Raw genomic sequence first — 25,692 nt, forward strand, 5'->3', positions numbered from 1 at the left:
GGGAGCAGGCTTGCTCCCACACTGGTAACAGGGTTCGTCAGGCTATCTGCGCCTTGGACGCCACTTCATCGAACGTCACTTCATCCAGCGCATCTTCCTGCTCATCCAGCACTTGCCGTGGATGATCGTTACCCGGAATGCTGCTGTCGATCAGGCTCAACAAACTCGAACCTCGCAACGTCAGGATGTAGTTGGAACCGCTGCCACCCTGCTCTTCAGGTCGAGGCTCGATAAATCCGCGCTCCAGCAGTAACTTCTCGTACTCGCCCGCCACCGCTTTCAGATGGTCGAGGTTTTCAGTCTGCTCACCTTCCGTGGCTTTCTCCGCTGCGTACTGCTCGGCATAGGGCCGTGGCGTGAAGCTGGCAGCTCCGTTTTGCACTTCGTGCAGCAGGCGCTCGATCAAATCCCAGTTATAAGTCGTCATCCTTTCAACCTCCAAAGCCCGTGAGTGTGATGGCCTTCATAAGTTGTGACCGGCAACGCACGCAGCCGTTCAGCGAAGAGAGGACATCATGGATTGGGTAAAACATCACGATCGGTATGAAGACAAAGCGCCCTCGAGCTGCTGTCACGGCGAATAGGCCACCTCGCGATGAAACGAAAACGGGCGACCCAAAGGTCGCCCGTTTCCGTCGCTGAAATCAACGCCGCTACTTTACCGGTATATACGAATAGCGCTTCACCATCGCCTTGCCTTCTTTCGCATCCCGCACCCGAACCATTTCAACCATGTTCTCCTGGGTGTACTCAACGAAATACTCTTTCCCCGGCTCGACCGACAGGTTCAGAAAGACGTTTCGAGGATGCGGATGCTGCCCGGCGGACACCTTGTGCAGACCCGGACTTACCAGCACCCAGGAATAAGTCTGCTCATTGAGCCCGACCACCGCACTGTCATTGATGCTGAACACACTGTCATAAAAACTGCCTTGAATGACCTGGGTCCGCATCATGTAAACCAGCGCCTTGCCCTGAGGCGGTGTCGGCGGTTCGAAATACGGCTGGCTGGAACGGGTGTGGCCACAGCCGGCCAACAACAGCATGAGCAACAGGGCCGGGATACTTTTCAACGCTGCGCTCATTGCTTTTGCCCCAATAACTGATTGATCACCGGCCCCATTTTTTCCTCGACCGACGCCACCTTCGACGGATCAAAGCCGCCCTCGCCCGCCAGGTGGTATTGACCGAAGCCGATTTGCTGATCGCCCTTGAATAGCCGGACGCTGGCATCGGACAAGTACGCGGAGAAGTCCCAGGAACGGATCGCGGTATAGGTCAGGCGATATTCGCAGTTGCCCGGAAGGGGCGCCGCGTAAAGCTGGCTTTCGATATGGTGCTTGCGCAACAGTGTCTGGAGCCCATCGACGAAGTCGCCCACCACCACTTTCGGATTCTCTTCAATGCAAAGCCTGGTGATTTTGTATTGCGGCCCCACAGGCTCGACAGTGATGTTGGTGCAACCGGTCAATGCCAATAGAAGGCCTGCCGTGACAGCTCTGGACAGCATGTTCTATCCCTGAATTCGGAGTGATATCAAAACGATGGCGGCATAGTAATTTGGCGCCATTTTCCAGTCAATTGGCAGGTGCGCAATCGGCGCATGCCCCGAACAAAACCAACCGGCACGATGAACTTTCCTCCGTTCACACCCCTCAACCGGGTAACCGCCTTAACCGGAACCGAGGCCCGTTTATGAAAATCCTGCTGAAACTCACTCTCGCCGCCACCCTCGCTTGCGCGCTCCCCGCCTTGGCCTGCACGCCCGAGGAAGCCAACGTCAAACGCGAACAACTGGCCAAGGAAGTGGCCAAGCTCACCGAGCAGAACCCGAAGAAGGCCAAGGAAATCAACGATGAGTTGCAGAAGATGGACCTGGGGACGGCCAGCGCAGATTTGCCGGACAAATGTCAGCTGATCGACCAGCGTATGAAGGAATTGGACACGGCGGATAAAAAAGCCGAAAGCTGATTTGTGTAGGAGCCAGCCTGCTGGCGAAAAATGTCGGACGGGACGATGTTCTTGATGACGCCATCGCCGGCAAGCCAGCCCCTACAGGGATTCTGATGTGCTCACGTGATGCGTTCGGCGGCTTTGAGCAATTCCCGGTTGTCCCCGCCTAGCGCGACGGTCGCCCTGGCCGCGGCATCGAGTAACATCCCGCACGCAGTAGTCACCTTTTCCTGGCTGAATCGCTCAGCCGGGCCGGACAAGGTCAGCGCCCCGGTCAAGTCAAATGCGGCATTGAATACGGGCACCGAGACCGATGCCGTTTCCGGATCCCGTTCGCCGAAGGACGTCGCCCACAGCTGTTCGCGAATCGCGCCAAGGTTCGGATCGGACATTGCCCCAAACGCCCGTAGGACTTTTCCCGATGCCCCGGCACTGAGTGGAAATCGTGCACCTTCATGCAAGGAAACACGCACCGCTCGCTTCGGCTCGACACGAAACAACACCACACGGCTGTCGTTTTCCCGGACGTAAAAAGAAGAAGTTTCACCGCTTGCTTCGGACAAGGATTCCAGCAGCGGATAGATCACATCCCGCAGACGGAAAGAGGTCTGGTACACCTGCGCCAACCGCAACGGTTCGGGACCAACGGCGTATTGTCCATCGCCGAGGCGGCGGATGAACCCGGCGCGTTCCAGTGAACTCATCAAGCGCAGGATGGTGCTCTTATAGAGGCCGGTGCGCCGGGCGATTTCCGCCAGCGGCAGGCTGTTGCTGCCTACATCGAATGCCGAGAGGATCGCGAAGGCGCGATCCACGGCCGCCACGCCCCCTTCGGCAGATGGTGAGGAAGGTTCGTCTTCCGCTGGAGATTGTGTGTTCATGTTCGCTCGTGACAAAACTTCAGGACGGCGTCAGCACCGGGCTGCGCAGCGGCTACCTTAACCGTTGAACGAACAGGCGACCACCCTTCACGCCTCGGACCGGATGACACCCGCGCAGTGCAGTGCATCGATATCGGCCTCGGTGTAACCCAGCTCGGCCAACAATTCGTCGGAATGACTGCCCAACGCCGGCACATTCAATCGTGTACCAAAGCGTTGCCCGTCCATTTCGAATGGCAACATGGGCACCTTGACTGACTGGCCGTCTGGCAAGGTGACCTGGGCCATCCCGCCCGACTCATTCAGGTGTTTATCGTCGAACATATCCTGCGGGCGCTGGATGGGTGAAAACGGCAGTCCGGCCTTTTCGCACAGCGCCATGACTTGCACTTTGCTCATGCGCGCCAGGCATTCGCGAACTTGCGGCAGGATCACCTTGCGCGCCGCGACCCGCTGATTGTTACCGGCCAGCTGCGGATCGTTGCCGAAGGCATCGAAGCCGAACACCTCACAAAAGCTTTTCCACTGGCTGTCGCTGACCACACCGAGAAAGATCTGCTCGTCACCGGCACACTTGAAAACATCGTAGATAGCCCAAGCGGAAACCCGGCTCGGCATCGGCGCCGCAGGTGTGCCGGTAACTACGTTCTGCATCATGTGCTGGGCCACCAGGAACGCCGAGTTCTCGAACAGGCCGGTCTGTACGAACTGGCCCTGAGCGCTTTGCGTACGTTGCAACAATGCCGCGAGAATCGAAATCGCGCTGAACATCCCGCCCATCACGTCGTTGACCGACGCCCCGGCGCGCAGCGGCTGGCCGACCGGGCCGGTCATGTAGGCCAGGCCCGTCATCATCTGCACCACTTCGTCCAGCGCCGTACGATGTTCGTACGGGCCGGGCAGGAAACCTTTCATGGAACTGTAAATAACATCCGGCTTGATCGCTTTGACATCCGCATAACCCAGGCCGAGTTTTTCCATGGTGCCCGGCCGGAAGTTCTCGGTGACCACGTCGGCGGTGGCGATCAGCTTCTTGACCGCCGCGATGCCTTCAGGGGTTTTCAGGTCGACGGCGAAGCTTTTCTTGTTGCGGTTATAGGTGATCCAGTAACCCGCGCCGGAGCCCATCAGGCGCCGGGTGTTGTCACCCGCCGGGGTCGGCTCGACCTTGATCACCTCCGCCCCCAGGTCGGCCAGCACCAGGCCGCAGGTCGGGCCCATGACCATATGGACAAACTCTATCACCCGGATACCGGCCAGCGGCAACGGCTTTTGTGGTTGGCTGGGGCTCATGTTCATACCGCCTTCTTTGCATAGTGAAAATTCTTGCCCACGCCGGCATCCGGGATGAAGCCGTACAGCGGCTCCCCTGGCAGACCCATGCGCAGCCATTCGCGCGCCTTCACCAGCCGCTCGATGTCGATGCCGGTGCGCAGGCCCATGGATTCGAGCAGGTACACCAGGTCTTCGGTAACGATGTTGCCCGACGCGCCCGGTGCATACGGGCAACCACCGATTCCGCCCTGGGACGCATCGATGGTGGTCACCCCCACGTCCAGCGCCGCCAGCACGTTGGCCAGGCCCTGACCGCGGGTATTGTGAAAATGCGCACTGCCGGCAACGCCCGCCAGTTCCTGGCGCAACCGGGTGAACAGGCGCCGGACCTGCGTCGGGTTGGCATAACCGACGGTGTCGGCCAGCCCCACTTCATTGACCCCCAACTCGGCCATGATCGTGGCCAAGCGCAAGGTGTCGTCGTCCGGTACTTCGCCCTGGATCGTGCAACCGAACACCGTCGACAACCCGGCCTCGATCTCGACGTGCGGATACAGCTCGTTGCGCAAGGCAACGACGTTGCGCACCTCTTGGTAGACCTCGACATGAGTTTTGCGGATGTTGGCCAGGGAATGCGGTTCACTCACCGAAATAGGCAGGGTGATTTTCTGCACGCCCGCCCTGAAAGCCGCTTCCGCGCCTTTGAGATTCGGCACCAGCGCGGTCACGAACAGGTTGGGCAAGGTCCGCGCATAGGCCACCACGGCGGCGGCATCGGCCATCTGCGGCAGCAGTTTGGGCGACACAAACGAGCCCACTTCGATTTCTCGCACACCGGCCTCCGCCAGCGCTGCGATCCATTTCAGTTTCAGCTCGGTCGGCATGGTGGCCGAGACACTTTGCAGCCCGTCACGGGGCCCGACCTCGCTGACCAGAATGTCGATTTCGTTCGAATGACCCATCACCAGCCCTCCTGAAACGCCACGAGGCCCCGTGTTTTCGAGCACCTCACTATACGTTCTATCTGACAGAATATTGTTCTGTTTTTAGTATCCATTGAGTTTCAAGCCCTTGTCAACGAACGGACAAACACTTGACAGCATAAAAAATTGGTCGGAAAGTTGTTCCATCAAAAGGAATGGTGTTCTGTCTAACAGAACGATAAAGACGACAAGCGCTGCTTTCGCCCGCCGTCACACCCGGACAAAACCTATAAAAAACGAGGGAAACCATGCTGACCCTACTCAGCTATTCGATGATCACGTGCTTCATGTACCTGGTCATGAGCAAACGCCTGTCGCCGCTGGTTGCGCTGTTGTTGGTCCCCGTCGCCTTTGCCTGCCTGGCCGGCTATTCCGCGACGTTGGGGCCGATGATGTTCGATGGCCTGAAAATGCTGGCGCCCACCGGGGTGATGCTGACCTTTGCGATCCTGTATTTCTGCATGATGACCGATGCGGGGTTGTTCAATCCGCTGGTCAAACTGATCCTCAAGGCCGTGAAAGGCGATCCGCAGAAAATCGTTCTCGGCACGGCAATCCTCGGGATTTGCGTCGGTCTGGACGGCGATGGCGCCACCACTTACATCATCACCTGCGCGGCGCTGTTGCCGCTGTACCGCCGCACCGGCGTGCGCCTGCAAGTCATGGCCACGGTGTTGCTGCTGGCCATCGGCGTAATGAATATCCTGCCGTGGGCCGGGCCGTTTTCACGGGCCGCCAGCGCCATGAAGGTAGACATCACCGAGCTGTTCGTGGCAATGCTGCCGTTGATGGCCATCGGGCTGGTGTGGGTGATCCTCGTTGCGCTGTACCTGGGCCGACTGGAGCGGCGTCGATTGGGCGTCGTGCAACTCGGTAGCAACGAAGGGCTGGAGCACTTCACCGAGTTTCGCCTGAACGACTGGCGCTTTCTGTTCAACGCCGCGCTGACCGTCGCCCTGATCGCGATGATGATGCTCGCCGTCATGCCTCCCGCCGTGCTGTTCATGCTGGCCTTCGGCATCGGCCTGGTGGTGAACTTCCCGAATCTGAAAGATCAGAAAGCGGTGATCGCGCGGCACGCCGACAACGTCATGGCGGTGACCTTGCTGATTTTCGCGGCGGGGATTTTCGTCGGCATCATGGGCGGCACCGGCATGACCAAGGCCATTTCCGAAAGCCTGATTCACATCATCCCGGAATGGGCCGGCAGTTCGATGTCGATCATCACAGCTTTTCTTAGCATGCCGTTCACTTATGTACTGACCAACGATGCGTTCTACTTCGGCGTGTTGCCGATCCTCGCCGAAACCGCCAGCCATTACGGCATCAGCGGCAAGGAAATGGCGATTGCCGGGCTGATTGGCCAACCGGTGCATTTGCTTAGCCCGCTGGTGGCGTCAACGTATTTGCTGTGCGGATTGCTGGATCTGGATTATGGCGATAACCAGCGCATGACCCTGAAGTGGACGGTAGGAACGGTGGGCGTGATGTTGTTAGCCGCGTTGGCGCTGGGGTCGATTTCCGTCATACGTTGAGGCCGCCGATGCTGACAAGCCAGTGCCAACCGCGGTTCGCGTAGCGACTGATGGACGTAAAAAAACCGGACCTGGGTCCGGTTTTTTTGTGCGGTCGCTACGGCGTTTTATTCAGCAGCCGGCGCTTCCGGCTTGCGGCGCTTGAGCGGCGCCATGCCGTCCTTGCTGACCAGCGACAGGGCGTCGGTCTTGGGGCGGTTGGCGATTTTGCGTTTGGTTGGGGCCTTGGCGCCGGTTTTCTTCTTGTCGCCCTTGGCGTCGACCTTTTTCTTCTTCACGCCAACGGCTTTGCCCGAGGCCTTGACCTTCTTCGGTCCACCGTAAGTGCCTTTGACTTCCTTGATGGTGCGGCGCTCGAAGCTCTGCTTGAGGTAGCGCTCGATGCTCGACATCAGGTTCCAGTCGCCGTGGCAGATCAGCGAGATGGCCAGGCCATCGTTGCCGGCGCGACCGGTGCGGCCGATACGGTGCACGTATTCGTCGCCGCTGCGCGGCATGTCGAAATTGATCACCAGGTCCAGACCTTCCACGTCGAGGCCGCGGGCGGCAACGTCGGTGGCGACGAGGATTTTCACGCCGCCCTGCTTCAGGCGATCGATCGCCAGTTTGCGGTCTTTCTGGTCCTTTTCACCGTGCAGGACGAACGCTTTGTATTCTTGCGCGACCAGACGACCGTAGATGCGGTCGGCCATAGCCCGGGTGTTGGTGAACACGATGGCCTTCTGATAGGTCTCGTTAGCCAGCAGCCAGTTCACGATCTGCTCTTTGTGCTGGTTGTGATCAGCGGTGATGATTTGCTGACGGGTGGTCGCATTCAGATCGCTGACGTTGTTCAACTGCAGGTGTTCCGGGTTGTTCAGAACCTTGGCGACCATCTCGCGCAGGCCCGAGCCACCCGTCGTGGCGGAGAACAGCATGGTCTGCTGGCGGTTGCTGCACTCTTCCACCAGGCGCTGGACGTCTTCGGCAAACCCCATGTCGAGCATGCGGTCGGCTTCGTCGAGGACCAGGACTTCTACTTCCTTGAGGTCCAGGTTGCCGGCGTTCAGTTGCTCGATCATTCGCCCCGGCGTACCGATCAGGATGTCCGGCACCTTGCGCAGCATGGCGGCCTGGACCTTGAAGTCTTCACCACCGGTGATCAGCCCGGACTTGATGAAGGTGAACTGGGCGAAGCGCTCGACTTCCTTGATGGTCTGCTGGGCCAGTTCGCGGGTCGGCAGCAGGATCAGGGTCTTGATGCTGACGCGGATTTTCGCCGGGCCGATCAGGCGGTGGAGGATTGGCAAAACGAACGCCGCGGTCTTGCCGCTGCCGGTTTGCGCTGTCACCCGCAGGTCACGCCCTTGGAGCGCCAGCGGAATAGCCGCTGCTTGCACAGGCGTTGGCTCGACAAATTTAAGCTCGGCCACGGCTTTGAGCAGGCGTTCGTGCAGGGCGAATTGGGAAAACACGGGTGCTACCTCGAAGAAATGCAAAAAAACAGCTGCATAGGTTACCGGTTTCGAGCGCCGAGGCCGAGTTTCTTTGTACAAACGACCGTAAACAGTGGCTTTTTTGTTGCGTCTTTTGTCCTCAAACGTCATCCAAAGCAGCTTAAATGCTCTAATCGCCCCGACGCGTCCTACAGAAGAACCGGTTTTACCCATGGATATCCAACAGCTCTGGCTCAACATCCAAGACCTATGGGGTGCGCTCGACCAGCACCCGCTCCTGCATTCCAGCCTCGGGCTCCTGCTATTGCTGGTGGTGGCGCTGGCCCTCGGACGAGTGGCACGTTACCTGATCCTGCACGCGACCAAGATGCTCGCCCGCCAGCCGGCCTTGCACTGGGTCAACGACTTCCGGCAGAACAAGGTGTTTCATCGTCTGGCGCAGATGACGCCGTCGCTGGTGATCCAGTTCGGCCTGCACCTGGTGCCGGAGTTGAGCAAGACCGCGACGCTGTTCCTTGGCAACGTCGCGCTGGCGTTCACCATTTTGTTCCTGGTCCTGGCCCTGAGCGCCCTGCTCAGTGCGCTGCTCGACATTTACGCGCGTACCGAGCACGCCCGCACCCGCTCGATCAAACGCTACGTGCAACTGGCGAAAATGGTCTTGTACGTGTTCGGTGCGATCATCATCGTCGCCACCCTGATCGACCGCTCGCCGCTGTTGCTGCTGTCGGGGCTTGGCGCCATGTCGGCGGTGATCCTGTTGGTCTACAAGGACACGCTGTTGTCATTCGTCGCCAGCGTGCAGCTGACCAGCAACGACATGTTGCGGGTCGGCGACTGGATCGAGATGCCGCAGGTCGGCGCCGACGGCGATGTGGTGGACATCACGCTACACACGGTCAAGGTGCAGAACTTTGACAAGACGATCGTGTCGATCCCGACGTGGCGCCTGATGTCCGAATCCTTCAAGAACTGGCGCGGTATGCAGCAGTCCGGTGGACGACGGATCAAGCGCAGCCTGTTTATCGATGCCAGCGGCGTTCGCTTCATCCGTGACGACGAAGAGCAGAAACTCTCACAGGTGCACCTGCTGACCGACTACATCAGCCGCAAACAGGCCGAGCTCAAAGCCTGGAACGAGGCCCAGGGCAACGTGGCGGCCATGTCGGCCAACCGTCGGCGCATGACCAATATCGGCACCTTTCGCGCCTATGCGTTGGCCTATTTGAAAAGCCACCCGGAGATCCAGCCGAACATGACCTGCATGGTGCGGCAGATGCAAACCACCGCTCAGGGGATTCCGCTGGAGATCTACTGTTTCACCCGCACCACGGCGTGGGCGGATTACGAGCGGATTCAGGGGGATATTTTCGATTACCTGCTGGCGGTGCTGCCGGAGTTCGGCTTGAGCCTTTATCAGCAGCCAAGTGGCGGAGATTTGCGGGCCGGGTTGTTGCCAGCGGTGCTGGGCGCGAGCCACCTTGCGGAATCCGAAAAACAGTTCATGTAACACCGCATCCCCACGTGGGAACGAGCTTGCCCGCGAAGGCGTCGTGTCAGTCGAGATTTGTTTGACACTCCGTATTCGCGAGCAAGGTCGCTCTCACAGGGTCAGTGGACCGGCAGAGGTTTGCGCAGGCCCAACCGGCTGATCCACACCGCCGCCAGAATCACCGATCCCCCCAGGAACAACCGCCCCAGCTCTTCATGCTGATTCCAGATCAACAGATTGATCAGCAACCCCACCGGCACATGCAGGTTGTTCATCACCGCCAGCGTCCCGCCGTTCACCAGGCACGCGCCCTTGTTCCACCAATACAACCCCAACGCGGTCGAGACCAGGCCGAGGAACACCAGCACGCCCCATTGCAACGGCGCTTCGGGCAGGAAATTCTGTTTGCCGAACAGCAGAAACGCCGGCAACGCCACCGCCAGGGCGCCCAGGTAGAAATAGCCGAAGCGCCGGTAATGCGGCAGGTCGCTCGGATGACGCGCCACCAGATGCTTGTAAAGCACCTGCCCGGCGGCGTAGGTGAAGTTGGCAAGCTGAAGCAACAGGAAACCCATGAAGAAATCCGGGTTGATCCGGTCATAACGAATCACCGCCGCGCCCGCCACCGCTACGAGTGCGGCGACCAGCGCCCACGGGTTGAAGCGCCGGTTGAGGGCGTCTTCGATCAGCGTCACGTGCAATGGCGTGAGGATGGTGAACAGCAACACTTCCGGCACCGTCAACACCCGGAAGCTCAGGTACAGGCAGACGTACGTCACACCGAACTGCAACGCGCCGATCAGCAGCATGCCGCGCATGAACGCCGGTTCCACCGAACGCCAGCGTGTCAGCGGAATAAACACCAGCCCCGCCAGCAGCACCCGCACCAGCACCGCGAAGTAACTGTCGACATGACCGGCCAGGTATTCGCCGATCAGACTGAAGGAAAACGCCTGGATCAGCGTGACAAAAAGTAGATAGCCCATGGTCGCCTCATTTCGAATGGCGGCGACGATAGCGGGTTTTGCCGACGATCGCGAGGACACCCGGATCCCTGTAGGAGCCAGCTTGCTGGCGATGGTCGTTAACGATAACGCGACCGAACTGATACAACGCGGCGTACTCGAGTCCATCGCCAGCAAGCTGGCTCCTACAGGGGGCCGGATTCAGTAAATCCCGGGCAAAAAAAAGCCCGATCTCGCTAAAGCGTTCAATCGGGCTACAGCACTCAGGAGCAACAAGTGCAAAGGGAGGTTCGGTGCGCGTAAAGCCTTGAAGGCGTTGCGCCAGGTCACTTGAACATCAAGGGATTATCTGGCGATTAAAGCCTCAGGCCACCTGGGAAAGCTTGGCGTTGGCCTGGTTCAGGCCCTTCTCGTGGAAGTCGCCGCCCAGGTTCAGGCCTTCGGCATGAATGAAGGTCACGTCGTGGATGCCGATGAAGCCCATGACCTGGCGCAGGTAGGGTTCCTGGTGATCGGCGGTGCTGCCGGCGTAGATCCCGCCGCGCGCTGTCAACACGTAGGCACGCTTGCCGCTGAGCAGGCCTTGCGGGCCGGTGTCGGTGTACTTGAAGGTCACGCCGGCACGCAATACGTGGTCGAGCCAGGCTTTCAGCGTGCTCGGAATCGCAAAGTTGTACATCGGTGCGGCCATGACCAAAACGTCGGCGGCCAGCAGTTCATCAGTCAACTGATTCGAGCGTTCCAGGGATGCCTGCTCGATGTCGTTGCGTTGCTCGGCGGGTTTCATCCAGCCACCCAGCAGGTTGATGTCCAGGTGCGGCACCGGGTTGACGGCGAGATCACGCATGGTGATCTGGTCGTTGGGGTGCGCGGCTTTCCACTGGTTGATGAAGGTCTGGGTCAGCTGACGGGAAACCGAGTCTTGCTGACGGGCGCTGCTTTCGATGATCAGAACGCGGGACATGGGATGTAGGCTCCATCTGAGAAGGCTGTAAGTCGATGGAGTGGAGATTAAACAGAGTCCTATCGATGAAAAAGCGCAAATAACTGCTACAACCCATCAATAAATTCGTTTATAAGCTGAACATACACGATGTGGGAGCGGGCTTGCTCGCGAAAGCGGCGTGTCGGACATCTCTATTGCTGCATGGCACATCGCTTTCGCGAGCAAGCCCGCTCCACAGGATCCTGAAGCTTATTTCGGGGTGCACGTCAGGTTGATACGCATCTTGATGATGGTCCGGCTGAACTTGGCGGTGGCCGTTTTGTGCTTGCCGGCCGCTACGTCGATGTTGCGGGTGCGCGGTGCTTCCGGACCGTTGTTGAACACCACCTTGCAGGTGGCATCGGTGCTGCCGTAGTTGTTCACTTGAATGGAGGCGATGTCGGTATCGGTGTCAAACGCGTTGTAGTCGATGCTCAAGCCGTTCAACTGTTTCTGTACATCGATCGGGTAAGCAAACGCGGTCAACGGCAACATTGCTAAAACTACGCAACAGAATTTTTTCATTCGGCAGTCTCCAATAAGGACCGCCAGCTTAGGACAAGAGGAGCTCAACATGAAAGCGCCCCGCGTGACCCTTGATCAATGGCGAACGTTGCAGGCCGTGGTCGACCACGGCGGTTTCGCCCAGGCCGCCGAAGCGCTGCACCGCTCGCAATCGTCAGTCAGCTACACCGTGGCCCGCATGCAGGATCAGCTCGGCGTGCCGCTGCTGCGCATCGACGGTCGCAAAGCCGTATTGACCGAAGCCGGCGGCGTGCTGCTGCGCCGTTCCCGGCAACTGGTCAAACAGGCCAGCCAGCTGGAAGACCTGGCCCATCACATGGAGCAAGGCTGGGAGGCGGAAGTGCGACTGGTGGTCGACGCCGCTTACCCGAGCGCTCGCCTCGTCCGCGCCTTGACCGCATTCATGCCGCAAAGCCGCGGCTGCCGGGTGCGTCTGCGCGAAGAAGTACTGTCGGGCGTGGAAGAAGTCCTGCTCGAAGGCGTGGCCGATCTGGCGATCACCGGTTTCAGCATTCCGGGCTACCTGGGCGCGGAATTGAGTGACGTCGAGTTCGTCGCCGTCGCCCATCCCGAACACGCCTTGCACCGGCTGAACCGTGAACTGAATTTCCAGGACCTGGAAAGCCAGATGCAAGTGGTGATCCGCGACTCCGGCCGCCAGCAGCCACGGGATGTTGGCTGGCTCGGCGCCGAACAGCGCTGGACCGTCGGCAGCCTGGCCACCGCCGCGACCTTTGTCAGCAGCGGGCTGGGTTTCGCCTGGTTGCCCCGGCACATGATCGAACGGGAACTCAGGGAAGGCACGCTCAAGCTGCTACCGTTGGATCAGGGCGGTAGCCGTAACCCGAGCTTCTACCTGTATTCGAACAAGGACAAACCGCTGGGCCCGGCGACGCAAATCCTTATCGAACTGCTGCGCACCTTCGACACCGCGCCGCTGGATGCGCCCTTCGCCGCCCCTGAACAAGCCTGACACGGAGTGAACCCATGGCCTATTTCGAACATGAAGGTTGCAACCTGCACTATGAGGAATATGGTCACGGCACCCCGTTGCTGCTGGTCCACGGCCTGGGTTCCAGCACCCTGGACTGGGAGAAGCAGATCCCCGCACTGTCCGCGCGCTATCGGGTGATCGTGCCGGATGTGCGCGGCCACGGGCGCTCGGACAAGCCCCGCGAGCGCTACAGCATCGCCGGCTTCAGCGCCGACCTGGTCGCGCTGGTCGAGCATTTGAACCTGGGCCCGACCCATTACGTCGGGCTTTCCATGGGCGGCATGATTGGTTTTCAACTGGCGGTGGATCAGCCGCAACTGCTCAAAAGCCTGTGCATCGTCAACAGCGCGCCCGAGGTCAAGCTGCGTAGCCGCGACGATTATTGGCAGTGGTTCAAGCGCTGGAGCCTGATGCGCGTGTTGAGTCTGGGCACCATCGGCAAAGCCTTGGGCGGCAAATTGTTTCCCAAGCCGGAACAGGCCGAGTTGCGTCAAAAGATGGCCGAGCGCTGGGCAAAAAATGACAAACGTGCTTATCTCGCCAGCTTCGATGCGATCGTTGGCTGGGGCGTTCAGGAACGACTTTCCAAAGTGTCCTGTCCAACCCTCATCGTCAGCGCCGACCGCGACTACACACCGGTGGCGCTGAAAGAGACCTACGTAAAACTGCTGCCCGATGCGCGGCTGGTGGTGATCGCCGATTCGCGCCACGCCACCCCGCTGGATCAACCCGAACGCTTCAACCAAACCCTGCTCGAGTTTCTCACCGCAGTCGACACCACCACACTCAGGATCACTGACCCATGCTGAAAAAAATCGCCCTCGTCGCCGGCTCCGTTCTGTTTGCCGCCAACCTGATGGCCGCCACGCCGGCCAAGGCGCCGCACGTGCTGCTGGAGACCACCAACGGCCAGATCGAAATCGAACTGGACCCGGTCAAGGCGCCGATCAGTACCAAGAACTTTCTTGAGTACGTCGACAGCGGCTTTTACAACAACACGATTTTCCACCGCGTGATCCCGGGTTTCATGGTCCAGGGCGGTGGTTTCACTCAAACCATGCAGCAAAAAGACACCAAGGCACCGATCAAGAACGAGTCGAAAAACGGTCTGCACAACGTCCGTGGCACCCTGTCCATGGCCCGTACTTCCGTGCCTGATTCGGCCACCAGCCAGTTCTTCATCAACGTCAAGGACAACGACTTCCTGGACCAGGGCGACGGCTATGCTGTCTTCGGTAAAGTCGTGAAAGGCATGGATGTCGTGGACGTCATCGTCAACTCGTCGACCACCACCCGCGGCGGCATGAAAGACGTGCCTGCCGACCCTGTGTACATCAAGTCGGCCAAGCGCATCGACTGAGACTCACACGCACAGGGATGTTGAGCGGCCGTCGACCTTCGGCGCCGCTCATAGCGTTTAAAGAAGAGCCCGTACGCGGGCGGAGATCCGATGCTTTATCGCCGTTTTGAACAACTGATCGACGTATTCCGCGACGCCCCGACGGCGGCTCCGCCCGACCGCGTCTGGCCCTTCTATACCTATTACCTCAAGCAGGTCTGGCCAAGCTTCGCCGCCCTGCTGACCGTCGGCCTGTTCGGCGCGCTGATCGAAGTGGCGCTGTTCAGCTACCTGAGCCGCATCATCGACCTGGCCCAGGGCACGCCGAACGTCAATTTCTTCAAGGACCACGGCATCGAACTGGCCTGGATGGCGGTGGTGGCGCTGGTCCTGCGCCCGGTGTTCGTGGGCCTGCATGACCTGCTGGTGCACCAGACCCTGAGCCCGAGCATGACCAGCCTGATCCGCTGGCAAAACCACAGCTACGTGCTCAAGCAAAGCCTGAATTTCTTCCAGAACGACTTCGCCGGACGTATCGCCCAGCGCATCATGCAGACCGGCAACTCGTTGCGCGACTCCGCCGTGCAGGCAGTGGATGCGCTCTGGCACGTGCTGATCTACGCGATCAGTTCGCTGGTGCTGTTCGCCGAAGCCGACTGGCGCCTGATGATTCCGTTGCTGACCTGGATCGCCGCCTACATCGGCGCGCTCTACTACTTCGTGCCGCGGGTGAAAGAGCGCTCGGTGGTGTCCTCGGATGCGCGTTCCAAGCTCATGGGTCGGATCGTTGATGGCTACACCAACATCACCACGCTGAAGCTGTTCGCCCACACCAATTTCGAACAGCAATACGCCAAGGAAGCTATCGAAGAGCAGACCGTGAAAGCCCAACTGGCCGGCCGTGTGGTCACCAGCATGGACGTGGTCATCACCAGCATGAACGGCTTGCTGATTGTCACCACCACCGGTCTGGCGTTGTGGCTGTGGACGCAGTCGCTGATCACGGTCGGCGCCATCGCCCTGGCCACTGGCCTGGTGATTCGCATCGTCAACATGTCGGGCTGGATCATGTGGGTGGTCACCGGGATCTTCGAAAACATCGGCATGGTTCAGGACGGTTTGCAGACCATCTCACAACCGGTGAGCGTCACCGACCGTGAAGCGGCCAAGCCGCTGGCGGTAGCTCGTGGTGAAGTGCGCTTCGAGCACGTGGATTTCCACTACGGCAAGAAAAGCGGGATCATCGGCGACCTCAACCTGACGATCAAACCCGGTGAGAAAATCGGCTTGATCGGCCCGTCCGGTGCGGGGAAATCCACCTTGGTCAACCTGCTGCTGCGCCTCTATGACGTGCAGGGCGGACAGATCCTCGTCGATGGTCAGAACATCGCCGAGGTCGGCCAGGAAAGCCTGCGCGCGCGCATCGGCATGATTACTCAGGACACGTCACTGCTGCACCGTTCGATCCGCGACAACCTGCTTTACGGCAAGCCCGATGCCACCGATGCGGAACTCTGGGAAGCGGTGCACAAGGCTCGCGCCGATGAGTTCATTCCGTTGCTGTCGGATGCCGAGGGACGCACCGGTTTCGATGCCCATGTCGGTGAACGCGGGGTGAAGCTTTCCGGCGGCCAGCGTCAGCGGATCGCCATCGCCCGGGTGCTGCTCAAGGACGCGCCGATCCTGATCATGGACGAGGCGACGTCGGCGCTGGATTCGGAAGTTGAGGCGGCGATTCAGGAAAGTCTTGAAACCCTGATGCAGGGTAAAACCGTGATTGCCATTGCCCACCGGCTCTCGACCATTGCGCGGATGGACCGGTTGGTGGTGCTGGAAAAGGGCCGGATCGCCGAGACCGGGACCCATGCGGAGTTGTTGGCGCAGGGCGGGCTGTATGCGCGGTTGTGGCAGCATCAGACGGGTGGGTTCGTCGGGATCGATTGATCGGTGGGAGCGAGCCTGCTCGCGATGAGGGCGTGCCAGTCTACGGCCATGCTGCCTGGCACAGCGCTATCGTCGGAACGCCGCCCGGAGCCGGCTCGCTCCCACAGGGTTTGAACCGTAAAAAACCGCCACAGCCCTTTGATACTGGGCCCTGGCGGTTTTTTGTGGGCACTGGAAATCTGCACCAATCGTGCTGTACTCAGCGCAGGTTCTGGAGATGAGCCTGTCGTAAATCTGCAGGATGCATAACTCGATACAGTCTCGATAGGAAACCTATCAAGGACGCTCTCATGTCTCTGTTCAAACGTTCAGTCACTGAGTTGTTAGGTACGTTCTGGCTGGTGTTGGGGGGTTGCGGCAGTGCGGTCCTGGCCGCGTCGTCTCCGCTGGGAATCGGGGTGCTTGGCGTGGCCCTGGCGTTTGGTCTGACGGTGCTGACCATGGCGTTCGCCATTGGCCATATCTCCGGCTGCCATCTGAACCCTGCTGTCTCGGTCGGTCTGACGGTGGGAGGCCGGTTCCCCGCCAGGGAACTGCCCGCCTACATCATCGCCCAGGTGATCGGCGCCATTATCGCCGCCGCGTTGATCTACTACATCGCGAGCGGCAAGGAAGGTTTCGACCTCTCTGCCGGCCTTGCCTCCAATGGCTATGGCGAACACTCACCCGGTAAATACTCGATGGCCGCCGGCTTTGTCTGTGAGCTGGTGATGACGGCGATGTTCGTGCTGATCATCCTCGGCGCCACCGATAAACGCGCACCGGCCGGGCTGGCACCGATCGCCATCGGTCTGGCCCTGACGCTGATCCACTTGATCTCGATCCCCGTCACCAACACCTCGGTCAACCCGGCCCGTAGTACCGGCCCGGCGCTGATTGTCGGCGGCTGGGCCATCGCGCAGTTGTGGATGTTCTGGGTCGCGCCGCTGCTGGGCGCGGTGGTCGGGGGCGTGACGTATCGATGGCTGGGCAAGGAAGGTACGTAAGCCGGAAACGAGGATCAGCCTTGTCGATAAGGCAAGGCGGTCCTCGCTTCCTCGGCATACGCCAGCACGCCGAGGCGCTCTTGCGCCAGGAAATCCTTCACCGCGGCTTTCAGGCCGGGATGGCGCAGGTAGTGCCAGGAATGGGTGATCACCGGTTCAAACCCGCGAATCAATTTGTGCTCGCCCTGGGCGCCGGCATCGAAACGCTGAAAGCCGTTGGCGATCGCGTAGTCCATGCCTTGATAGAAACACGTCTCGAAATGCAGGCGGTCGAACTCCGCCAGACAGCCCCAGTAACGACCATAAAAACTGTCGCCGCCGACGAGGCTGAACGCCATGGCCACCGGCCGTGAGCCCTGCCTGGCCAGCACCACGCGAATGGATTCCGGCATGCGTTCGGCCAACAGGCTGAAAAATTCCCGCGTCAGGTAAGGTCGTTGCCGGCGCACCGCATAAGTGTTGGCGTAACAGGCATAGACGAAATCCCACTGCGCCTGATCCAGTTGCCGGCCTTCCAGCCATTCAAATTCGAAGCCCTGCCCCGCGACTTGCTCACGCTCTTTGCGCATCTGCTTGCGCTTGCGCGAACTGAGGACGTCGAGAAAGTCCTGGAAGTCCCGATATCCGCGATTCTGCCAGTGGTACTGACAGCCGATGCGTTGCAGCCAGCCGGGTTGCTCGGCCAGTGCCGCGTCTGTGAACGGGTCGGTGAAATTGATGTGCGCGCTGGAGAGCTCTTCGATCTCAAGGTAGCCCGGCAAGCTCTTCAGCAGCTCAAAGCCGTCTTCGACCGTGGCCGCCAGCAAACGCGGCCCGCTGACCGGGCTGAACGGCACGGCAGTCAGCAGCTTGGGGTAATAGTCGATGCCGGCGCGTTCGCAAGCATCGGCCCAGGCATGATCGAACACGTACTCGCCGTAGGAATGCCACTTGCGGTAACTGGGCAGCGCGGCGATCAAGCGGCCACCTTCCATGTGCAACAAATGCTCGGGCTGCCACCCGGAATGCGGGCCGACGCTGCCGCTGTCCTCCAGAGCGCTGAGAAAAGCATGGCGTAGAAACGGCTGACACTCCGGCACCAGGGCATCCCAGCTTCGCGGTTCGATATCAGACAGCTTTTCCAGACGTTGCAACGGCATCACCTTCTCTCCACTTCGCGGCGTAAAGCCCTGCGAGTATCGCTTATCGCCGTCCTTTCCACACCTCGCGATCCGCCGACAGACCTGCGGATAAAAAGTTCACTCGCGCTCCGAACCGTCATCGAGACGCCATCACATTGCCACTGCTTTGTCATAAACCATCGCGATACTGGCGCCAGTTTTTAGAGCGTCGGGTTCTAGCCCGGCCACTGTTTTCCGTCCATCAATGGTCGGTTGTGTCCTGGGATGGCTCAGTCATCCTCTCTCATCTTCGGAGATTGATATGCGTCTTGCTTCCACGAAAACTGCGGCGGCCCTGTGTGGCGGCCTGCTGCTGGCCATGAGTGTACCGGCCAGCGCCGCAGTCGACGCCAAACTGCTCGACATGCTGAAGGCTAACGGTTCGATTACCAACGCGCAGTACAGCGAACTGCAAGCCGAACTGGCACGGGATCAGAAAGACCAGCAAATCGCCCGTCAAGCTCAGCAAGAGACCAATGAGCAGATCGCGGCGACGGCGAAGAAAACCAACGAACTGAGCACCTTCGACCAGAAACTGGCGTGGGCTGCCAAGACCCAGTTCAAGGGTGACGTGCGTTTCCGTCAGGAAACGGTCAAGAACGACGGTGTTTCGAACAACCGCGACCAGGATCGTCAGCGCGTTCGTGCCCGTCTGGGTGCCTACACCGAGATCAACCCGCAAGTCGACACCGGTATCCGTATCGCCACCGGTAACAACGACGACGCGCGTTCCACCAACCAGAGTCTGGACAACTACTTCGACAAGAAGTCGATCTGGCTGGACCAGGGTTACGTCGACTACCACCCTGACTTCGCCAAGAACCTGCACATCGTTGGCGGCAAGATGCCCCAGCAATGGGTGAGCATGGGCGACATCATCTGGGATAGCGACATCAACCCGGAAGGTCTGTCCCTGTCCTATAAATACCCGCTGGGTTCCACCGCCGAACTGTTCGGTAGCGCCGGCCACTACACCCTCAAGGACAACGTCGATGGCGACGGCGTGCAGTTCAAGCACGACCTGCGCCTGTACGCCGGCCAGTTGGGCGCGCGCTTCGCGATTACCGACAACCTGAAACTGACCCTGGGTGGCAGCATCTACGGCTACGACAACGACGACGACATCACCGCGGGCGGCACCAGCATCCCATCGGTACTGGCCACCAACGGCAACACCCCGAACGAACAGTTCAAATTGTACGAAGGCTTTGGTCAGCTCGACATCGGCGGCCTGCCGGTGCCCCTGTCGTTGTACGGTCAGATCGTCAACAACAAAGATGCCAGCAACGACCAGGACACTGGCTGGCTGGCCGGCGTGAAGACCAAGTTCTACGGCTTCGGCGTGGACTACAACTACCGCGACGTGCAGCGTAACGCCGTGGTCGGTGCCTTCACCGACTCCGACTTTGCCAACGGTTTCACCGGTTCGCGCGGTAGCAAGCTGAAAGTGAACTACGAGCTGGACAAGAACTTCGCCCTCGGCGCGACGTACTTCATGGCGAAGTCCGACTACACCAACGCCACCCTGCGGGACTCGAAGATCAACACCCTGCAACTGGATGCTGAAGCCAAGTTCTGATTCAGCCGCCATAAGACTCGGGCAAGGACGCCTGAGTTGTCCTCATAAACTCGCGTTGCCGTATCGGTCCCCATCATCCGTCCGATACGGCAGCGCGAGTTTTTTTGCGCCTGTTAAAACCTGAGCGAGCTTGCTCGCGATGGTTTCGAGAACGCCGCGGAGTGTCAGGTTCCCAGCGTCATCGTTGACGACCCTCGCGAGCAAGCTCGCTCCTACCATTTCAGCGCTTGCGCAGAATCACGCTACCAATCGAATAACCCGCGCCGAACGAACTGAGCACCGCCAGCGAGCCGGCCGCCAGGTCATCCTGGTTCTTGTGAAACGCAATCACCGAACCGGCGGAACTGGTGTTGGCATAAGTGTCGAGAATCACCGGCGCTTCCTGCTCGGTCGCTTCACGGCCCAGCAACTTCTTCACGATCAGGTGGTTCATGCTGAGGTTGGCCTGGTGCAGCCAGAAGCGCTTCACGTCGCTGACGTTGAGCTGGTTTTCTTCCAGGTGCTTGGCAATCAGCTCGGCCACCATCGGGCAGACATCACGGAACACCTTGCGGCCTTCCTGCACGAACAGTTTGTCCTTGGCACCGATGCCCTCTTCCGCGGCGCGGTTGAGGAAGCCGAAGTTGTTGCGGATATTGTTGGAGAACTTGGTCAGCAGTTTGGTGCTCACCACGTCGAATTGATGCTGCGAGGTTGCCAGATCAGCGCGCTCGATGATCACCGCGGTCGCCGCGTCGCCGAAGATGAAGTGGCTGTCGCGGTCGCGGAAGTTCAGGTGACCGGTGCAGACTTCCGGGTTGACCATCAGGATCGCCCGGGCCTGGCCCAGTTGCACGCTGTTGGCGGCGGCCTGGATGCCAAAGGTGGCCGAGGAGCAGGCCACGTTCATGTCGAACCCGAAACCCTGGATGCCCAGCGCTTCCTGGACTTCGATGGCAATGGCCGGGTAGGCGCGTTGCAGGTTGGAGCAGGCGACGATCACGCCGTCGATGTCAGCGGCGGTTTTGCCGGCGCGCTGCAAGGCTTGCTCGGCGGCGCCGATGGCCATCTGGCAGAGGACCGACCATTCGTCGTTGGAACGCTCCGGTAGGCGTGGCGCCATGCGTTGCGGATCAAGGATGCCGTCCTTGTCCATGACGAAGCGACTTTTGATGCCGGAAGCTTTTTCGATAAACGCCGCGCTGGACTCGGTCAACGCTTCGACTTCGCCACGGGCGATGGCATCGGCGTTGTCGGCGTTGAAAAGCGCGACGTAAGCATTGAAAGACTGCACCAGCTCTTCGTTGGAAATGCTGTTGGCCGGGGTGTACAGGCCGGTGCCGCTGATGACGACGTTATGCATGGTCGTTTCTCTAATCTGTTCAGGCAGAAAGCATTGGCACCGACGTACCAACACACAAAGGGTCTGTTCCCGTCAGAGGAAGCAAACCTGGCATCGCTTTATTCCGAGATCCGGCCCGAGCGAAGGCTCTGGGTCGCAAAACCGGCATTTATGGTCGCGAAGTTTGCCATAAACGCCGGGGTTTGGCGCCTTTTGCAATCACAACGACGTCCTCCTGTTGGAGCGGGCTTGCTCGCGAAGACGCCGTCAGACTCAATATCAATGTTGGCTGACCTGGCGCTTTCGCGAGCAAGCCCGCTCCCAGAGGATTGTGCAAGCCCAACGCCTTATGGCTCGACCTGGCTCCACTGCTTGCTCAGGCGCTTGTCGGAAATCGGCACTTTGGTACCCAACTGCTGGGCAAACAGCGACACCCGGTATTCCTCCAGCCACCAGCGGTACAGCTCGAGCTGCGGATCGCGCTTGCCTTCCTGGGCATGCTTGCTGGCGCGTGCCTGGTACTGAGCCCAGAGACCAGACAATTCGCCGCTCCAGACCCGATCCCGCTGCACTTGCGCGCCTATTTTCTCGAAACGTTGCTCGACCGCCTTCAGGTAACGCGGCAGCTCCTTGAGCCATTGCATCGGCGTTTCGCGGACAAACCCCGGGTACACCAGATGACTGAGCTGCTGCTTGATGTCGTTCAGGGCCACGGCTTGCGCCAGGTCGATCTTGCCCTTGAAGCGTTTTTGCAGGCCGTGCCAGAGCTTGAGAATTTCCAGGGTCAGCTTCGCCAGACGCTCGGCGTGCTCGGTCCAGCCGCCCCGTTTACGCTCGGCCAACGCCGCCAGCCCGGCACCGTCACGCGGCAGCGGATCCTCGCCGTCGAGAATGCAGCTGTCGAGACTGGCCAGCAGAATGTCTTCCACCAGGCTGTCGACCCGCCCCATGTCGCGGTACATCAGGCCCAGCTCGGTCAGGCCCGGCAGCTTGCCGCGCAGGAACTTCGCCGGTTCCGCCAGTTGCTGCATCAGCAAGCGCTGCAAGGCGCGGCGATGCTGGAACTCGGCTTCGGCCGGCGTCGAGAAGCGCCCTTCCTTGACCGTGCCGGCCTCCTCCACCAGCGCCGGATAGACCGTCATCGACAACCCGGCGATCTTCTGTTGGGTCTTTTCCGCCACCGCCGCGAAGACTTTCGCCTCGACCGGCTGCTGGCTTTTCGCGGTCTGCGGCACCGCCAGTGCCGCCTGGCTCGCCTCGGCGAATTTCGCGGTCAGTTCCGCCAGGTCGCGCCCTTCGCCGAGGAACTTGCCCTGGCCATCGACGATTTCCAGGTTCATGCGCAGATGGCTTTCGACCTGCTGCGCCGCTTCGGCCCAGGCTTCGTCGCTGACCCGCGCGCCGGTCATGCGCAGCAGTTCGCGACCCAGCGCCTGAGGCAACGAGCCCTCGGCAAAGGTCATGCGTTGCAACGCCGCCTTGACGAAGTCCGGCACCGGCACGAAGTTCTTGCGCAGCGCCTTCGGCAGGTTGCGTACCAGTGCAATGCACTTGGCCTCGATCACACCGGGCACCAGCCATTCCAGGCGTTCCGGTGGCAGCATCGGCAACAGCGGCGCCGGCACGCGCAGGGTCACGCCGTCGCGCGGATGGTTCGGTTCGAAGTGATAACTGAGCGCCAGCTCCAGATCGCCAATGTGCAAGGTGTCCGGGTAATGCAAGGCGGTGACTTCACTGGCCTCGCGGGCCAGCACGTCTTCTTCGCGCATGATCAGCAGCTGTGGATCTTTCTGACTGTTGACCCGGTACCAGCTGTCGAAGGTCGCGGTCTGGTGGATCTCCGCCGGCAACCGCGCGTCGTAGAAAGCGAACAGGGTTTCTTCGTCGGCCAGGATGTCGCGCCGCCGGGCCTTGGCCTCCAGCTCGTCGAGTTGTTCCAGCAGCTGTTGGTTGGCCGTCAGGCATCGGGCCCTGGACTGGATCTCGCCACGCACCAGGCCTTCGCGAATGAACAACTCGCGGGAGACCACCGGATCGACCGGCCCGTAATGCACCGGACGGCGGCCGACGATGATCAGCCCGAACAACGTGATCTGCTCGAACGCGACGACCTGACCGCGCTTCTTCTCCCAATGGGGCTCGAAGTGGTTTTTCTTGATCAGGTGCCCGGCCAGCGGCTCGATCCAGTCGGCATCGATCTTGGCGACCATACGCGCATACAGCTTGGTGGTTTCCACCAGTTCGGCGGTCATCAGCCATTGCGGACGCTTTTTGCCGAGGCCCGAGGACGGGTGAATCCAGAAGCGGCGCTGACGGGCGCCGAGGTAATCGCCGTCTTCGGTTTTCTGCCCGATCTGGCTGAGCAGGCCCGAGAGCACGGCTTTGTGCAGTTTCGGGTAATCCGCCGGCTCTTTGTTCAGGCTCAACTGCATGTCGCGGCAGATCAGGCTCAACTGCCGATGAGAGTCGCGCCACTCGCGCAGGCGCAGGTAATTCAGGAAATGCTTGCGACACCAGTTGCGCAGCGGGCTCGCCGTCAGCGCCTGGCGTTGCTCTTCGAAACCGCGCCACAGATTGACCAGCCCGGCGAAGTCAGAGTCCACGTCTTTCCATTGCGCGTGCGCCTGATCCGCCGCTTGCTGACGCTCCGGCGGACGTTCGCGCGGGTCCTGGATCGACATGGCGCTGGCGACGATCAGCACTTCCTGCAAGCTGCCGAGTTTCGCCGCCTCCAGCAACATGCGCCCCATGCGCGGGTCCACCGGCAAACGCGCCAACTGGCGACCTAGCGGCGTCAGCTGGCTGTTGCGGTCCACCGCCGAGAGTTCTTGCAGCAGGTTGAAACCATCGCTGATGGCCTTGCCATCCGGCGGCTCGATGAACGGGAAATCGGTGATCTCGCCGAGACGCAAATGCAGCATCTGCAGAATGACCGCCGCGAGGTTGGTACGGAGGATTTCCGGGTCGGTGAATTCCGGACGACCGAGGAAATCCTCTTCGCTGAACAGCCGTACACAGATGCCCGGCTCGACCCGCCCGCAACGACCTTTACGCTGGTTGGCGCTGGCCTGGGAAATCGCTTCGATGGGCAGGCGCTGGACCTTGGCGCGGTAACTGTAGCGGCTGATGCGCGCGGTGCCGCTGTCGATCACGTAACGAATGCCCGGCACGGTCAGCGAGGTTTCCGCGACGTTGGTCGCCAGCACCACGCGACGGCCCGGGTGCGACTGGAATATCCGCTGCTGCTCGGCCGGCGAGAGCCGCGCGTACAACGGCAGAATTTCGGTGTGCTTGAGCTGGGCCTTGCGCAGCATGTCGGCGGCGTCGCGGATCTCGCGCTCGCCGGGCAGGAACACCAGCACGTCGCCCGGGCTCTTGCGCTCGCTGCGTTCGAACGCGGCGATTTCGTCGAGGGTGGCGAGGATCGCCTGATCCACGGTCAGGTCATCCTCGACACGGTTGCCCTCTTCGTCCTGCTCCAGGGTCAGCGGGCGATACCAGGTGTCCACCGGGAAGGTGCGGCCGGAGACTTCGACAATCGGCGCGTCATCGAAATGCCTGGAGAAGCGCTCCAGGTCGATGGTCGCCGAGGTAATGATGACTTTCAGGTCCGGGCGCCGGGGCAGCAGGGTTTTCAGGTAGCCGAGCAGGAAGTCGATGTTGAGACTGCGTTCGTGGGCTTCGTCGACGATGATCGTGTCGTAGCGTTCGAGGTAGCGGTCGTTCTGGGTTTCCGCCAGCAGGATGCCGTCAGTCATCAGTTTGATCAGGGTGTTGGAATCGCTCTGGTCCTCGAACCGCACCTGATAGCCGACCAGCGCGCCCAACGGCGTGGCCAGTTCTTCGGCGACCCGGCTGGCAACGCTGCGCGCGGCGATTCGACGCGGCTGGGTGTGGCCGATCAGGCCATGTTGGCCGCGACCGATTTCCAGGCAGATTTTCGGCAACTGGGTGGTTTTGCCCGAGCCGGTTTCGCCGGCGATGATCAGCACCTGATGCTTGAGCAGCGCCTCCTTGATTTCGTCGCGCTTGGCGGCGATCGGCAGGCTGTCGTCATAGCGGATCACCGGCAGGCTGGCACGCCGCGCCAGCACCTGATCGCAGGACGCCTGCATGCGCGTTACCCATTGGGCCAGCTTGGCCTCGTCGGGTTTCTTGCGCAGCTCAAGCAACTGCCGCCGCAGCCGGTGGCGGTCGGCAAGCATGGCGTGATCGAGGTTTTTCAGCAGTTTGTCGATTGCAGGCGATTCGTCAGTCATCAGGTACGCATTAAGTCGTCTAGTGGCGCAGGGGGCGGATTGTCGCAGATTTTGCGACCGCTGCGCGGCCGATCGCGAGC

General features: G+C 60.5%; 21 protein-coding genes and 1 pseudogene. 9 read left to right on the forward strand and 13 right to left on the reverse strand.

Going from position 1 to position 25,692, the window contains the following annotated elements; all coding sequences use genetic code 11:
- Nucleotides 1-37 precede the first annotated feature (37 nt).
- From NTD84_RS07560 to NTD84_RS07570, 3 genes are all read right to left on the reverse strand, one after another.
- Nucleotides 38-427: a transcriptional regulator gene (locus tag NTD84_RS07560; protein WP_262164464.1), complete on the reverse strand. Its 390-nt coding sequence runs from the start codon at nt 425-427 to the stop codon at nt 38-40.
- 226 nt (nt 428-653) lie between these two features.
- Entirely contained in the window at nt 654-1,073 is a 420-nt protein-coding gene (locus NTD84_RS07565; protein ID WP_315975562.1) for a DUF2846 domain-containing protein, read from the reverse strand.
- Between the two features lie 8 nt (nt 1,074-1,081).
- Nucleotides 1,082-1,510, reverse strand: a complete 429-nt coding sequence (locus NTD84_RS07570; RefSeq protein ID WP_262164468.1) for an Sbal_3080 family lipoprotein — start codon at nt 1,508-1,510, stop codon at nt 1,082-1,084.
- 185 nt (nt 1,511-1,695) lie between these two features.
- Here NTD84_RS07570 and NTD84_RS07575 point away from each other — a divergent pair, with 185 nt between their 5' ends.
- Nucleotides 1,696-1,971, forward strand: a complete 276-nt coding sequence (locus NTD84_RS07575; protein WP_262164470.1) for a hypothetical protein — start codon at nt 1,696-1,698, stop codon at nt 1,969-1,971.
- 101 nt (nt 1,972-2,072) lie between these two features.
- On the opposite strand, the gene NTD84_RS07580 is transcribed toward NTD84_RS07575, so the two are convergent.
- The 3 genes from NTD84_RS07580 to NTD84_RS07590 all read right to left on the reverse strand — a co-directional run bounded on the left by NTD84_RS07580 (nt 2,073) and on the right by NTD84_RS07590 (nt 5,071).
- Complete coding sequence (locus NTD84_RS07580; RefSeq protein ID WP_262164472.1) at nt 2,073-2,834, reverse strand: IclR family transcriptional regulator; 762 nt, start codon at nt 2,832-2,834, stop codon at nt 2,073-2,075.
- An 87-nt stretch (nt 2,835-2,921) separates the two neighbouring features.
- A complete protein-coding gene (locus NTD84_RS07585; protein WP_262164474.1) occupies nt 2,922-4,133 on the reverse strand; it encodes a CaiB/BaiF CoA transferase family protein in 1,212 nt (403 codons plus the stop codon).
- Nucleotides 4,130-5,071, reverse strand: a complete 942-nt coding sequence (locus NTD84_RS07590; protein WP_262164475.1) for a hydroxymethylglutaryl-CoA lyase — start codon at nt 5,069-5,071, stop codon at nt 4,130-4,132. The genes NTD84_RS07585 and NTD84_RS07590 overlap by 4 nt, the downstream gene beginning before the upstream one ends.
- A gap of 269 nt (nt 5,072-5,340) precedes the next feature.
- On the opposite strand from NTD84_RS07590, the gene NTD84_RS07595 reads away from it, so the two are divergent.
- Nucleotides 5,341-6,627: a CitMHS family transporter gene (locus tag NTD84_RS07595; RefSeq protein ID WP_262164476.1), complete on the forward strand. Its 1,287-nt coding sequence runs from the start codon at nt 5,341-5,343 to the stop codon at nt 6,625-6,627.
- A 107-nt stretch (nt 6,628-6,734) separates the two neighbouring features.
- Here the strand turns inward: NTD84_RS07595 and NTD84_RS07600 are convergent, their stop codons facing one another.
- A complete protein-coding gene (locus tag NTD84_RS07600; RefSeq protein ID WP_262164477.1) occupies nt 6,735-8,081 on the reverse strand; it encodes a DEAD/DEAH box helicase in 1,347 nt (448 codons plus the stop codon).
- A gap of 193 nt (nt 8,082-8,274) precedes the next feature.
- On the opposite strand from NTD84_RS07600, the gene NTD84_RS07605 reads away from it, so the two are divergent.
- Nucleotides 8,275-9,573, forward strand: a complete 1,299-nt coding sequence (locus NTD84_RS07605) for a mechanosensitive ion channel family protein (RefSeq protein WP_262164478.1) — start codon at nt 8,275-8,277, stop codon at nt 9,571-9,573.
- Nucleotides 9,574-9,674: 101 nt separating this feature from the next.
- Here the strand turns inward: NTD84_RS07605 and NTD84_RS07610 are convergent, their stop codons facing one another.
- The 3 genes from NTD84_RS07610 to NTD84_RS07620 form a co-directional block, all read right to left on the reverse strand.
- Nucleotides 9,675-10,541 carry a carboxylate/amino acid/amine transporter gene (locus tag NTD84_RS07610; protein WP_262164479.1) on the reverse strand — a complete coding sequence of 289 codons (867 nt, stop codon included), beginning with the start codon at nt 10,539-10,541 and terminating at the stop codon, nt 9,675-9,677.
- Between the two features lie 343 nt (nt 10,542-10,884).
- Complete coding sequence (locus tag NTD84_RS07615; RefSeq protein ID WP_262164480.1) at nt 10,885-11,484, reverse strand: FMN-dependent NADH-azoreductase; 600 nt, start codon at nt 11,482-11,484, stop codon at nt 10,885-10,887.
- Between the two features lie 231 nt (nt 11,485-11,715).
- On the reverse strand, nt 11,716-12,030 hold the full coding sequence (locus tag NTD84_RS07620) for a 3-phosphoglycerate kinase (RefSeq protein WP_262164481.1): 315 nt from the start codon (nt 12,028-12,030) through the stop codon (nt 11,716-11,718).
- 49 nt (nt 12,031-12,079) lie between these two features.
- Here NTD84_RS07620 and NTD84_RS07625 point away from each other — a divergent pair, with 49 nt between their 5' ends.
- The 5 genes and pseudogenes from NTD84_RS07625 to aqpZ all read left to right on the forward strand — a co-directional run bounded on the left by NTD84_RS07625 (nt 12,080) and on the right by aqpZ (nt 17,293).
- Nucleotides 12,080-13,003, forward strand: a complete 924-nt coding sequence (locus NTD84_RS07625) for a LysR family transcriptional regulator (RefSeq protein ID WP_028621594.1) — start codon at nt 12,080-12,082, stop codon at nt 13,001-13,003.
- Between the two features lie 14 nt (nt 13,004-13,017).
- A pseudogene (locus NTD84_RS07630) lies at nt 13,018-13,823 on the forward strand (alpha/beta fold hydrolase).
- Between the two features lie 3 nt (nt 13,824-13,826).
- Nucleotides 13,827-14,384, forward strand: coding sequence for a peptidylprolyl isomerase (locus NTD84_RS07635; protein WP_262164483.1), 558 nt, complete (start codon nt 13,827-13,829; stop codon nt 14,382-14,384).
- Nucleotides 14,385-14,474: 90 nt separating this feature from the next.
- A complete protein-coding gene (locus tag NTD84_RS07640; protein WP_262164484.1) occupies nt 14,475-16,307 on the forward strand; it encodes an ABC transporter ATP-binding protein in 1,833 nt (610 codons plus the stop codon).
- A gap of 290 nt (nt 16,308-16,597) precedes the next feature.
- On the forward strand, nt 16,598-17,293 hold the full coding sequence (aqpZ, locus tag NTD84_RS07645) for an aquaporin Z (protein WP_262164485.1): 696 nt from the start codon (nt 16,598-16,600) through the stop codon (nt 17,291-17,293).
- Nucleotides 17,294-17,307: 14 nt separating this feature from the next.
- On the opposite strand, the gene NTD84_RS07650 is transcribed toward aqpZ, so the two are convergent.
- The gene (locus NTD84_RS07650) at nt 17,308-18,432 is read right to left on the reverse strand and encodes a GNAT family N-acetyltransferase (RefSeq protein WP_262164486.1); all 1,125 of its coding nucleotides are present in this window, start codon (nt 18,430-18,432) and stop codon (nt 17,308-17,310) included.
- A gap of 283 nt (nt 18,433-18,715) precedes the next feature.
- On the opposite strand from NTD84_RS07650, the gene NTD84_RS07655 reads away from it, so the two are divergent.
- On the forward strand, nt 18,716-20,032 hold the full coding sequence (locus tag NTD84_RS07655; protein WP_262164487.1) for a putative porin: 1,317 nt from the start codon (nt 18,716-18,718) through the stop codon (nt 20,030-20,032).
- Between the two features lie 220 nt (nt 20,033-20,252).
- Here the strand turns inward: NTD84_RS07655 and NTD84_RS07660 are convergent, their stop codons facing one another.
- Both NTD84_RS07660 and hrpA read right to left on the reverse strand, forming a co-directional pair.
- Nucleotides 20,253-21,374: a beta-ketoacyl-ACP synthase III gene (locus tag NTD84_RS07660; protein WP_262164488.1), complete on the reverse strand. Its 1,122-nt coding sequence runs from the start codon at nt 21,372-21,374 to the stop codon at nt 20,253-20,255.
- A 326-nt stretch (nt 21,375-21,700) separates the two neighbouring features.
- Nucleotides 21,701-25,612, reverse strand: coding sequence for an ATP-dependent RNA helicase HrpA (hrpA, locus tag NTD84_RS07665; protein ID WP_262164489.1), 3,912 nt, complete (start codon nt 25,610-25,612; stop codon nt 21,701-21,703).
- Nucleotides 25,613-25,692 lie beyond the last annotated feature (80 nt).

Source organism: Pseudomonas sp. 14P_8.1_Bac3, from assembly GCF_025466085.1.
GTDB lineage: Bacteria > Pseudomonadota > Gammaproteobacteria > Pseudomonadales > Pseudomonadaceae > Aquipseudomonas.

Excerpts from the sequence above, each read along its gene's own strand:
- hrpA (WP_262164489.1), bottom strand. The coding sequence starts at position 25,612 with ATGACTGACGAATCGCCTGCAATCGACAAACTGCTGAAAAACCTCGAT.
- NTD84_RS07610 (WP_262164479.1), bottom strand. The coding sequence starts at position 10,541 with ATGGGCTATCTACTTTTTGTCACGCTGATCCAGGCGTTTTCCTTCAGT.
- NTD84_RS07650 (WP_262164486.1), bottom strand. The coding sequence starts at position 18,432 with ATGCCGTTGCAACGTCTGGAAAAGCTGTCTGATATCGAACCGCGAAGC.
- NTD84_RS07595 (WP_262164476.1), top strand. The coding sequence starts at position 5,341 with ATGCTGACCCTACTCAGCTATTCGATGATCACGTGCTTCATGTACCTG.
- NTD84_RS07585 (WP_262164474.1), bottom strand. The coding sequence starts at position 4,133 with ATGAACATGAGCCCCAGCCAACCACAAAAGCCGTTGCCGCTGGCCGGT.
- NTD84_RS07640 (WP_262164484.1), top strand. The coding sequence starts at position 14,475 with ATGCTTTATCGCCGTTTTGAACAACTGATCGACGTATTCCGCGACGCC.
- NTD84_RS07575 (WP_262164470.1), top strand. The coding sequence starts at position 1,696 with ATGAAAATCCTGCTGAAACTCACTCTCGCCGCCACCCTCGCTTGCGCG.
- NTD84_RS07615 (WP_262164480.1), bottom strand. The coding sequence starts at position 11,484 with ATGTCCCGCGTTCTGATCATCGAAAGCAGCGCCCGTCAGCAAGACTCG.
- NTD84_RS07580 (WP_262164472.1), bottom strand. The coding sequence starts at position 2,834 with ATGAACACACAATCTCCAGCGGAAGACGAACCTTCCTCACCATCTGCC.
- NTD84_RS07560 (WP_262164464.1), bottom strand. The coding sequence starts at position 427 with ATGACGACTTATAACTGGGATTTGATCGAGCGCCTGCTGCACGAAGTG.
- NTD84_RS07660 (WP_262164488.1), bottom strand. The coding sequence starts at position 21,374 with ATGCATAACGTCGTCATCAGCGGCACCGGCCTGTACACCCCGGCCAAC.
- NTD84_RS07620 (WP_262164481.1), bottom strand. The coding sequence starts at position 12,030 with ATGAAAAAATTCTGTTGCGTAGTTTTAGCAATGTTGCCGTTGACCGCG.
- NTD84_RS07635 (WP_262164483.1), top strand. The coding sequence starts at position 13,827 with ATGCTGAAAAAAATCGCCCTCGTCGCCGGCTCCGTTCTGTTTGCCGCC.
- NTD84_RS07655 (WP_262164487.1), top strand. The coding sequence starts at position 18,716 with ATGCGTCTTGCTTCCACGAAAACTGCGGCGGCCCTGTGTGGCGGCCTG.
- NTD84_RS07570 (WP_262164468.1), bottom strand. The coding sequence starts at position 1,510 with ATGCTGTCCAGAGCTGTCACGGCAGGCCTTCTATTGGCATTGACCGGT.
- NTD84_RS07625 (WP_028621594.1), top strand. The coding sequence starts at position 12,080 with ATGAAAGCGCCCCGCGTGACCCTTGATCAATGGCGAACGTTGCAGGCC.
- aqpZ (WP_262164485.1), top strand. The coding sequence starts at position 16,598 with ATGTCTCTGTTCAAACGTTCAGTCACTGAGTTGTTAGGTACGTTCTGG.
- NTD84_RS07605 (WP_262164478.1), top strand. The coding sequence starts at position 8,275 with ATGGATATCCAACAGCTCTGGCTCAACATCCAAGACCTATGGGGTGCG.
- NTD84_RS07590 (WP_262164475.1), bottom strand. The coding sequence starts at position 5,071 with ATGGGTCATTCGAACGAAATCGACATTCTGGTCAGCGAGGTCGGGCCC.